General features: G+C 43.2%; 10 protein-coding genes. All 10 read left to right on the forward strand.

The features are described from left to right. The first annotated feature begins 2 nt into the window (after positions 1-2). The 10 genes from ACESPU_RS19460 (at position 3) to ACESPU_RS19505 (ending at position 8,170) form a co-directional block, all read left to right on the forward strand. Positions 3-221 (forward strand): acyl carrier protein, encoded by a 219-nt coding sequence (locus ACESPU_RS19460; RefSeq protein WP_009018662.1) that lies wholly within the window; start codon positions 3-5, stop codon positions 219-221. 1 nt (position 222) lies between these two features. Then, on the forward strand, positions 223-1,197 hold the full coding sequence (locus ACESPU_RS19465) for a hypothetical protein (protein WP_009018663.1): 975 nt from the start codon (positions 223-225) through the stop codon (positions 1,195-1,197). A 6-nt stretch (positions 1,198-1,203) separates the two neighbouring features. Then, on the forward strand, positions 1,204-2,058 hold the full coding sequence (locus ACESPU_RS19470; protein ID WP_158533082.1) for a polysaccharide deacetylase family protein: 855 nt from the start codon (positions 1,204-1,206) through the stop codon (positions 2,056-2,058). A 21-nt stretch (positions 2,059-2,079) separates the two neighbouring features. Beyond that, the gene (locus ACESPU_RS19475; RefSeq protein WP_158533081.1) at positions 2,080-3,063 is read left to right on the forward strand and encodes an NAD-dependent epimerase/dehydratase family protein; all 984 of its coding nucleotides are present in this window, start codon (positions 2,080-2,082) and stop codon (positions 3,061-3,063) included. A gap of 6 nt (positions 3,064-3,069) precedes the next feature. Next, positions 3,070-4,071: a glycosyltransferase family 4 protein gene (locus ACESPU_RS19480; RefSeq protein ID WP_158533080.1), complete on the forward strand. Its 1,002-nt coding sequence runs from the start codon at positions 3,070-3,072 to the stop codon at positions 4,069-4,071. 117 nt (positions 4,072-4,188) lie between these two features. Then, positions 4,189-6,099: a nucleoside-diphosphate sugar epimerase/dehydratase gene (locus ACESPU_RS19485; protein WP_195284183.1), complete on the forward strand. Its 1,911-nt coding sequence runs from the start codon at positions 4,189-4,191 to the stop codon at positions 6,097-6,099. A 322-nt stretch (positions 6,100-6,421) separates the two neighbouring features. Continuing rightward, complete coding sequence (locus ACESPU_RS19490; RefSeq protein WP_008777799.1) at positions 6,422-6,904, forward strand: hypothetical protein; 483 nt, start codon at positions 6,422-6,424, stop codon at positions 6,902-6,904. 200 nt (positions 6,905-7,104) lie between these two features. Continuing rightward, positions 7,105-7,548: an HU family DNA-binding protein gene (locus ACESPU_RS19495; protein WP_158533127.1), complete on the forward strand. Its 444-nt coding sequence runs from the start codon at positions 7,105-7,107 to the stop codon at positions 7,546-7,548. Continuing rightward, positions 7,538-7,732, forward strand: coding sequence for a hypothetical protein (locus tag ACESPU_RS19500; RefSeq protein ID WP_140394020.1), 195 nt, complete (start codon positions 7,538-7,540; stop codon positions 7,730-7,732). Before ACESPU_RS19495 ends, ACESPU_RS19500 begins: the two co-directional genes overlap by 11 nt. Positions 7,733-7,753: 21 nt before the next feature. Next, positions 7,754-8,170 carry a D-Ala-D-Ala carboxypeptidase family metallohydrolase gene (locus ACESPU_RS19505; RefSeq protein ID WP_044547010.1) on the forward strand — a complete coding sequence of 139 codons (417 nt, stop codon included), beginning with the start codon at positions 7,754-7,756 and terminating at the stop codon, positions 8,168-8,170. Positions 8,171-8,343: the final 173 nt, after the last annotated feature.

An 8,343-nucleotide genomic window follows, 5' to 3' on the forward strand; every position in this document is an offset into this window, starting at 1 on the left:
TTATGGAAGAAAAGATATTGTTCGTATTAAAGAACGTGCTAGGATTGGAGAGTGCGACAAAAGCGTTATCCCAACAGAACTGTGATAAATGGGATTCCTTGCGCCATTTGAATTTGATCGTGGAGTTGGAATCCGAGTTTGGTGTCGAGTTCGATCCGGAGGAGATCTCCGGGATGAAGTGTTTCGAGGATATAGAAAGGGTATTAACGCAAAAACTGTGATATGGATTCGGTCGTGAAAAAAACCGGAGAGTTATCCGATGCGGAGATAGAGTCCATAAATACACTCTTTTTCGAGGTATTTGGCTTGCAAAGAGATATCCTTACGGTTCGTGAGGAGTGTTTTAATGCTCCATTGGGATATTCCGTACATAGTTTGATGTATGACAAGGGCCTCTTAGTCGCTTATTATGTATATATGCCTTTTTATTATAAGAAGAAGGGTGAGAAATTCATTGCGGCTCTAGGTTTTGATTCAATGGTAAAGAAGGAATACCGGGATTTCTTTACTTTTTATGAGACGGAAAGGGCTTGTTGGCCTTGTCTCCGAGGCATAGGGTGCAAATTGTTGTTTGGTTTCCCGAATGACGAGTCTTATCCGGTGATGATAAAAGGGTTTAAGGTAAAAGATATAGGCCGTTTGACCACTTATATCCTTCCGATCAAGATTGGTCCGATCATTCCGAGGATGAGATGGCTTGATCCTTTCTTTAGACTTTTTTCTTGGTCTTTGATCAAGATGTCCCATTTATCCAAAGGGAAAAAGATTCGTTCCTTTGTTTTTGAGAAGGATCGTGAGTCTTTCGATAAAGTCCGTTATAGATGGAATAAGGGGCAATATGAAATACGGGATATAAAAGGCTGTAAGTATGTTTATCGAATAGAGGATCATAAAGATCGCCATCAAAATTTTAATCCAGTTAAGACCGCTTTTCTTTTAGATGTATATCCTATGAACCGCTCAAATTTTGAGTTTGCGGTACGATCCATATACCAAGAGCGATCAAAGGATATTGATTTGATCATGTATGTGGGGGATTTAGATTTTGTTCCGGTTTCATTGATTAAGATACCTCATAGATTTGAACCTAAACATTTTCATTTTACTTGTAATTTGATTGACAAATCATATTTTGATGATACTCTATATGATATAAAGAATTGGGACGTGAATTTGTCAAGTTATGATTTAGTTTGATAAAGGATGAATATCTTGACTTTCGACATCGAAGACTGGTATAATTGTGATTTTATATCAGAGGATTTTGACTGGGATAGACACGAGGTTCGCATATATCAAGGGGTGGATCGCATTTTGGAGGAGTTGGATAAACGAAACTTGAAAGGGACGTTTTTCTGTTTAGGTTGGATAGCCGAAAGGCATCCTGGTGTGATTCGTTCTATCCAAAAGCAAGGGCATCATATTGGTTGTCATTCGTATCAGCATGAGTTATCTTTTCGCTTCAATGAAAAAGACTTCAAAAAGGATACTGCTAGGGCTAAATCGTTGATAGAAGATCTAATAGGGGAAGAAGTGAACGCCTTTCGTGCTCCGGGGTTCTCGATTACTAAAAATAATACGTGGGCACTTCGTTGTTTGGGAGAGTTGGGGTTCGAGTATGATTGTTCTATGTTCCCTGCCCCCCATGATTATGGTGGAATGCCTAGTTATGGAATGGGTGTTCCGAAACGGATAGACTTGGGTTTCGGTGGGTTTATCAAGGAGTTCCCTATTAATATACAAGCAATATGTGGAAAATATATCGTTTTCTCGGGAGGAGGATTTTTCCGTTTATTTCCTTATTGGCTGATTGATTATTGGGCTAAGGATTGTACCTATATGATGACTTATTTCCATCCTCGTGATTTTGACACGGGGCAACCGATTATCCGATCCTTGCCTGTTATGAGACGATTTAAAAGTTATGTGGGTATTAAGGGTGCTTTTGGTAAATTCCAACGCTTGTTGAGCCATTATGACTTTATGAGTGTAAAACAGGCTGACTCTATCATAGAATGGGATAAGACTCCGTTGGTCAAGTTGGAAGACTTGAAATGACATGCCGTAAATAAATTCACGATGAATATATTAATAACAGGGATCCACGGTTTTGTGGGTTCCAATCTGGTTGTTGCCTTGAAGGAGCGTCATGGCCTCTATGGTTTGGATATTGTTACCCCGGAAAAGGACGGTGTGATAAAGACTTTTTCTTGGGATGACTTAGATAAGGAGATGCCGGAATTTGACGCGGTGATCCATTTGGCGGGGAAAGCGCATGATACTAAAAATAGGAATGCCGCAGATACTTATTTTAAGATTAATACGGGATTGACCCAACGAATTTTTGATTGGTTTTTGGCTCGGCCTTCTATCAAGAAATTTATCTTTTTTTCTACGGTAAAAAGTGCGGCTGATTCTGTACAAGGAGATATACTAACCGAAGAATGTGTACCTGTTCCCATAGGACCGTACGGTGAAAGTAAAATCAAGGCTGAGAGCTATATCATCGAGAGGTTTGCGCCTGAAGCGTTAGGCAATTTGTATCATGCGTTTGGAGATAGTTCTATCTATCCCGGCAAACAGGTATATATCATGCGTCCTTGTATGATTCATGGCCCGGGAAATAAGGGGAATTTGAATCTGTTATATAATGTAGTGAGTAAAGGGATTCCTTGGCCGCTTGGGGCATTTGAGAATCGTCGTTCATTCACTAGCGTACAGAACCTCTGTACAGTGATAGAAGGTTTCTTGACTCAAAAGGTAGAGAGCGGCATCTATCATATGGCTGATGACGATCCGTTGTCTACTAATGAATTAATCGAGGTGATTTGTGAGGCGTTGGGTAAGAAGACGAGAATTTTGTATATCCCTAAAGGGGTAATGAACGTGATGGCAGAGATGGGTGGATGGCTACATCTTCCACTCAATCCGTTTCGTATGCAGAAGCTGACAGAGAATTATGTGGTAAGTAATGCTAAAATAAAAAAGGCTTTGGGGTTACAAAAGATGCCGGTATCCGCAAAAGAGGGATTGGCTTGTACTATTCTTAGCTTTAAGAAGTGATAAGATATGAACGGCTTGCTTTATGTACTGATTTTCGCTTTGCTATTTTTTGCGGAGCTTTTTTATTTCCATATAGCGGATAAGTTTAATATCATTGATAAACCCAACGAGCGCAGTTCCCATGCCTCTATTGTCTTGAGAGGTGGTGGCATTATCTTTTTACTGGGTTTATGGACATGGGCTTTCTTTTTTGGATTTTCTACGCCGTGGTTTCTTATGGCCGTTACCTTAATTGGGGGCGTAAGTTTTATAGATGATGTACGTAGCTTGCCTGATTCTGTGCGTTTGGTGGCCCAATTCATTGCCATGGTGATGATGTTTTATCAATTGGATATATTGCGCCTGAATATGTGGTGGGTGCTGTTGTTGGCGCTTATCGTTTGTGTGGGAGCCTCGAATATCATTAATTTCATGGATGGTATAAATGGCATTACGGCTGGTTATTCTCTATCAGTATTGCTTCCATTGATGTTGGTAAACGAGAAGTCCGGTTTTGTTGATCCGTCTTTGATCTACGTTTCGGCACTTAGTGTTTTGGTGTTCTGTCTTTTTAACTTTCGTCCCAAGGGAAAGGCTAAGTGCTTCGCCGGAGATGTAGGTTCTATAAGTATAGCCTATATTTTGCTGTTTATGATAGGCAGTCTGATTATTAAGACAACGGACGTGACTTACTTGCTCTTTTTATTGGTTTATGGTGTGGATGGTTGTTTGACGATAATACATCGCGTTCTACTGCATGAGAATCTAGGTCAAGCGCATCGTAAACACGCTTATCAGTTGATGGCGAATGAACTTAAGATTGGTCACGTTAAAGTGTCGTTGGTATATATGTGTTTACAATTGGCGGTTTCTTTGGCATTTATCTATGTGATACCTGATACCGTAACGGCACATTGGTTGTATTTGTTGGCGGTAGTAGTGGTGGTGGCGTTGTTGTATGTGGTATTTATGAAAAAATACTATTGTTTGCATGAAGAATATTTAGCTTCGATTATAAAAGAGAATTAAGTTATGGTTTTTATGTGGATTTTACTTGCTTACATGAGTGATACCCCCCTGATCCTTATGTGCTAAGGATATGGCCTATATCGTTAATTGTTTAAAGAAAAATATATTGAGATTATTATGAGTCTTTTTTCTCGACTATCTACCTGGTACTTTTCCAAGAAATCCTTACCCTATTGGGGTATTATCTTGCTGGATTGCTGCTTGATCCTATTTTCCGGCTTATTGGTGTATACCTTGAATAACGGGGTATTATCAACCTTGGATATCTTAGGGCATCTATTGGTCACGCTGTTGGTATGCTTGATTCCTTATCTGGTAGGCTTTCGCCTGTTCCATACCTATTCGGGGATTATACGTTATTCCTCTTTCGTGGACTTGCAAAAGGTGGGGTTCGCCGTCTTGTTTGGCTTGATTTGTGTGGTCGTGTTTCAGGCACTGACCGATTTCTCTCCTTATTTGATGTATATCCGTAAACGGGATCTGATCCTCTCCGCGTTGTTGGCTATGAGCTTGATGTGGATGATGCGTGTGTTCGTTAAATTCTTTTATGTGAGTACTTTCCGGGTGGCTAAGGCGGAGCGTGCGTTTATCTATGGCGTGAAGCAAGGTGGGGTGAGTTTGGCGAAGAGTATCCAGAATCAGGATCCGGCCCGGTTTGTGCTGGCGGGGTTTATCTCGGACATAGCGGAGATAGAGTATCGATATTTAATGGGAGTCAAGGTTTACCCGAATGATGAGGAATTGGTTTCTGTGATGAGGAAAAAACGGTCTAATGTCTTGCTGGTGTCTCCATTGAAAGTTGAGGCGATCCGGAATAATCAGGAGATGGTGGACAGGCTGATCAAGGCGAATATAAAGATCTATATGACTCCTGCCGCCCAAGAGTGGGACGGGAGGAGCGACTTGAGCCATACCCAGCTGAGGGAGGTGAATATAGAGGATTTACTGCCCCGTGATAAGATCGAGATAGACTTGGAGGCGGTGAGGAAGCAGCTTACCGGTAAGCGGATTCTGATAACAGGAGCCGCCGGAAGTATCGGTAGTGAGATCGTGCGGCAGGTAGCCCAGTTCGCCCCGGAACGTATGGTCTTGATAGATCAGGCGGAGACTCCCTTACACGATGTCCGCTTGATGATGGCTCGTGGGTGGCCGGATATAGAATCCTATACGGTTGTGAGCGATATTTGTGTACGTGAACGCATGGAGGAATTGTTCGAGGAGCATCGTCCGGATTACGTGTTTCATGCCGCGGCTTACAAGCATGTACCTATGATGGAGGATAATCCGGAGGAGAGTGTCCGCAACAACGTGGACGGTACCCGGGTGATCGCAGACTTGGCGGTGAAATACGGCACGAGGAAGTTTGTGATGGTATCGACCGACAAGGCGGTGAATCCCACGAACGTGATGGGCTGCTCGAAACGTATTTGCGAGATCTACGTGCAGAGCTTGGATCAGGCTATCAAGGATGGGAAGGTGAGGGGGCGTACGCAATTCGTGACGACTCGTTTCGGCAATGTGCTGGGATCGAACGGTTCCGTGATCCCGTTATTCAAGGAGCAGATCAAGCGGGGCGGTCCTGTTACGGTGACGCACAAGGATATCATTCGTTTCTTCATGCTGATACCGGAGGCTTGTAAGCTAGTCCTAGAGGCCGGTACGATGGGTAATGGGGGCGAGATCTTCGTGTTCGATATGGGTAAACCTGTACGAATCGTGGATCTGGCGGAGCGTATGATCCGTCTGAGCGGGGTGAAGGGAATCGAGATCCGGTTCACGGGATTGCGAGACGGGGAGAAGTTGTATGAGGAGGTACTCAATGAGGAGGAGACCTCCAAGCCTACTTTTCATCCGAAGATCAAGATCGCCCAAGTCCGTGCGTATGATTATGCTGACGCCAATCTGCGGATTGATGCCTTGGTACGTGCTTGTGCCGTGGAGGGGGATATGCAGATCGTGAAGCGGATGAAGGAGATCGTTCCTGAGTTCAAGAGCCAGCATTCTAAATATGAGGTGTTGGATGAATAGAGCGAAATAAAAAGTAAATTATGGATTTATCCGTGAGGGCCTATGCTATTAATGTTGATTTAAATATAGCGTCAAAAAAGAAGAGCCTCCCCAGAGGCATTTGCAAGAAAAGAGAAGGAACCATGTGGGTTTTGTGATGAAAAGATAGGATGATAGAGATTTTGTAGAATCGATATAAGGTCAAGGTTTTGTACCGGTCTTCTTTTCCCGTAAAGGGATTTAGAAGGCCGGTTCTGTTTTTATATATGTGTTTGAAAATCCGTATGTAAGTACGGTGTCCGGCCATATGCGGCGCAGGGATAAACATTCCCCCTGCGTTCGCATGATGAAAAAGATCTATGAGCGTTTGAGAGAGAGATTGGGGCATAAGCCCACGGTGAAGAATTTTGACGCGTTCTTGGTAACGTTGGGGCCGGATGAGCGGGAGTCTTGGAAAATGGATGTGTGTAGTTTGGGATATGGAGATTATTATAGGAAGATGCCCGGGGCGTACCGTAAATTTATCCGGAAGTATATGGAGCATGACCGGGAGTGCGAACGGTGTTATATACGTAAGTATACGGTGCGTGGTGATTTGCTGTATTCCCCATTTCGTCCGGAACTCTTGTTGGAGCTAGTGAAGCTTGTGGAGTTTACGGATCGTGAGACTCCCCCTTCCTCCTTGGAAATAGCCTCTTGCTTGTTGATGGGGTTTGATTATCCGGGCTCGGTGCGTGGCTTGGCTTCTCATTTGCGAGAGGCGGGGCATTCTGCGGAAGCAGTCTTGGTGCTCGCCGGAAAGAGGGAGGTGACGGATGAGTTTTAAAAGAGATATGGATTTGAATGTTAGTTAAGAATAGCAGGTTTTTGTTGTCTTTGAAAAGGGGTATTTTTGGTTTTTTTTATTTTTAATTAGTTGAATATTACTTGTTTGATGGATAAAACTACGAACGTTCGTCTCTTCTGGGCCATCTTACCTTTGTGTCGTGCTCCATAAGGGGTATATAACCATAAAAATTAAAAGATATGGCACAAGGTTTTAAGTTGGTGTTGCGTCCGTCGAAGCCGGGCGAGAAGGATTCAGAGAAAAAGTTTTATGCGGTGTCGAAAACGAATGGTATCTCTAGTATGAAAACGCTATGTAAGTTGATCTCGGCACGTAGTACGGTGTCGTCGGCAGATGTGAAGGCGGTATTGGATAACCTTAATTTCGTATTAGATATGGAACTTCAGGAGGGTCGTATCGTAAAGTTCGGCGATTTCGGGAGTTTTCGGATCTCGGTGAGTAGTGATGGTGTAACAGATAAAAAGGATTTCAATTCGAGTATGCTGCGCCCGCCGCGTATCATTTTCACTCCGGGAGGTGAGTTGAAGGATACGAAGAAGACACTGGAGTACTCACGGATCTCCCAAGATGGTGCCACTGCGGAGGCTGGTGGCTCTGATAGTGATAGCCCGAGTGAGATTTAACGTGCAACTGGTAATGGCCGTGCTGCTTTGCGTGGCCGGCCTTGCCTTAGTATTCTGTGGTTTTTGGGTGGCTCCTTCCGGTGAGATAGATAACAGCGTGCTGGTCGCATTTGGGGAGATCTGTACGTTTGCCGGTGCGTTGTTTGGGGTGGACTACTCTTATAAATTGAAAATTAAGGATTGAAAATTGAAAATTTGAGTTAAGATGGAAAAGGATGAGAAGAGATTGACAGAGCATTTTCGTATGGACGAGTTTATTTATAGTGCGATGGCGGTGGAACTTGGACTTAATAATGCGTTGCCTTCGGAGGTAATACCGGCGATACGGAATCTAACGGTGCGGTTGTTGGAACCTTTGCGTATATATCATCGACAGCCTATGTATATCATGAGTGGCTATCGAAGCGAAGAGTTAAACCGATTAGTGGGAGGTGCCCCTAGCTCGCAACATATGAAGGGGGAGGCGGTAGACATTTACACGGTGGATCGCAACCGACTATTGGAGGACTTGGTGGCAAGCTGTCTGAATTTTGATCAGGCGATCCTTTATCGTACGAAGGGATTCATACATCTTTCATTAAAAAAACATGGGGTGAACAGAAAACAGATTTTATTTAAATAGGAGGGGGTATGAGTGGATTTAGGAAAAAAGGATACTATATATTGTGTTTTATCGTACGTACATTATATAACTTGTTAAGTCTTGAAAAAAAGCCTAAAAAATAATGCCCGATAAATTTGGACCGTATGTTTTATAGCATTACTTTTGCACCCGCATTCGAGAGAGAACGGCGC

Source organism: Parabacteroides sp. 20_3, from assembly GCF_964238835.1.
In the GTDB taxonomy this organism is placed as follows: Bacteria; Bacteroidota; Bacteroidia; order Bacteroidales; family Tannerellaceae; genus Parabacteroides; species Parabacteroides distasonis.

Excerpts from the sequence above, each read along its gene's own strand:
- ACESPU_RS19460 (WP_009018662.1), top strand. The coding sequence starts at position 3 with ATGGAAGAAAAGATATTGTTCGTATTAAAGAACGTGCTAGGATTGGAG.
- ACESPU_RS19465 (WP_009018663.1), top strand. The coding sequence starts at position 223 with ATGGATTCGGTCGTGAAAAAAACCGGAGAGTTATCCGATGCGGAGATA.
- ACESPU_RS19485 (WP_195284183.1), top strand. The coding sequence starts at position 4,189 with ATGAGTCTTTTTTCTCGACTATCTACCTGGTACTTTTCCAAGAAATCC.
- ACESPU_RS19490 (WP_008777799.1), top strand. The coding sequence starts at position 6,422 with ATGATGAAAAAGATCTATGAGCGTTTGAGAGAGAGATTGGGGCATAAG.
- ACESPU_RS19495 (WP_158533127.1), top strand. The coding sequence starts at position 7,105 with ATGGCACAAGGTTTTAAGTTGGTGTTGCGTCCGTCGAAGCCGGGCGAG.
- ACESPU_RS19475 (WP_158533081.1), top strand. The coding sequence starts at position 2,080 with ATGAATATATTAATAACAGGGATCCACGGTTTTGTGGGTTCCAATCTG.
- ACESPU_RS19470 (WP_158533082.1), top strand. The coding sequence starts at position 1,204 with ATGAATATCTTGACTTTCGACATCGAAGACTGGTATAATTGTGATTTT.
- ACESPU_RS19480 (WP_158533080.1), top strand. The coding sequence starts at position 3,070 with ATGAACGGCTTGCTTTATGTACTGATTTTCGCTTTGCTATTTTTTGCG.
- ACESPU_RS19505 (WP_044547010.1), top strand. The coding sequence starts at position 7,754 with ATGGAAAAGGATGAGAAGAGATTGACAGAGCATTTTCGTATGGACGAG.